Source organism: Nocardia sp. NPDC060220, from assembly GCF_042727815.1.
Classification (GTDB): Bacteria; Actinomycetota; Actinomycetes; order Mycobacteriales; family Mycobacteriaceae; genus Nocardia.
Genome location: NZ_JBHWZY010001366.1, coordinates 1 through 1105 on the forward strand (window position 1 = coordinate 1; position 1105 = coordinate 1105).

General features: G+C 64.1%; 1 protein-coding gene. It reads left to right on the plus strand.

The features are described from left to right. Nucleotides 1–155: 155 nt before the first annotated feature. A partial coding sequence (locus ACFWF3_RS36825; RefSeq protein WP_379318868.1) for an AAA family ATPase occupies nucleotides 156–1105 on the plus strand: 950 nt, incomplete at its 3' end.

Genomic DNA, 1105 nt, shown 5'->3' on the forward strand with positions numbered 1-1105 from the left:
CCCCGTACGGGGTGTTAGGGGAGCCTAACAGGTGCAAATGTGTGGTTGATGTCGTACCGACCGTACAAGATGTGATCACGACGAAACCATGTCGGAAAGCGAGAACGGACCGCGCCCGGTAGCGTTGATAGACCGGGACTGGGAGGAGCAGCATCATGAGCCCCAACGAGAATTCGGATTCGGCGGCCTGGCGAGAGCTCGAGGCGGTACGCGCCGAGTCGGCTGCTCTTCGCAGGCAACTCGCCGATTCGCCGGATCGCGCACGCGAATTGGAAGCCAGGATCGATTCGCTGACCATCCGCAACGGCAAGTTGATGGACACGCTCAAAGAAGCGCGCCAGCAGCTGATCGCGTTGCGCGAGGAAGTCGATCGTCTCGGCCAGCCGCCGAGCGGATACGGCATCGTCATCCACGCCTACGAGGATCAGACGGTCGACGTCTTCACCTCCGGGCGCAAGATGCGCCTCACCTGCTCGCCCAACATCGACGCCGACGCACTGGAATACGGTCAGACCGTGCGCCTCAACGAGGCACTCACCGTCGTCGAGGCCGGAAATTTCGACGCCATCGGCGAAATCGGCACGCTGCGTGAGATTCTCGACGACGGCAGGCGCGCCCTCGTGGTCGGCCACGCCGACGAAGAGCGGGTCGTGTGGCTGTCGGGTCCGCTGTCCAAGATCGCCGAATACGACGACATGGCAGACCCCGATTCGCCGATTCGCAAACTGCGCCCGGGTGATTCGCTGCTGGTCGACACCAAGGCGGGCTTCGCGTTCGAGCGCGTTCCCAAGGCCGAGGTCGAAGACCTTGTGCTGGAAGAGGTTCCCGACGTCGACTACACCGACATCGGTGGCCTGGGCCGTCAGATCGAGCAGATCCGCGACGCGGTGGAACTGCCGTTCCTGCACAAGGACCTGTTCCGCGAGTACGCGCTTCGCCCGCCCAAGGGTGTGCTGCTCTACGGTCCGCCCGGCTGCGGTAAGACGCTGATCGCCAAGGCGGTGGCCAACTCCCTCGCCAAGAAGATCGCCGAATCGCGTGGTCAGATCTGTGGCCACCGCGTCAGCAGCCGAGCGGTCAGCGCGGGCAGAGCGGGGAGTTCGGA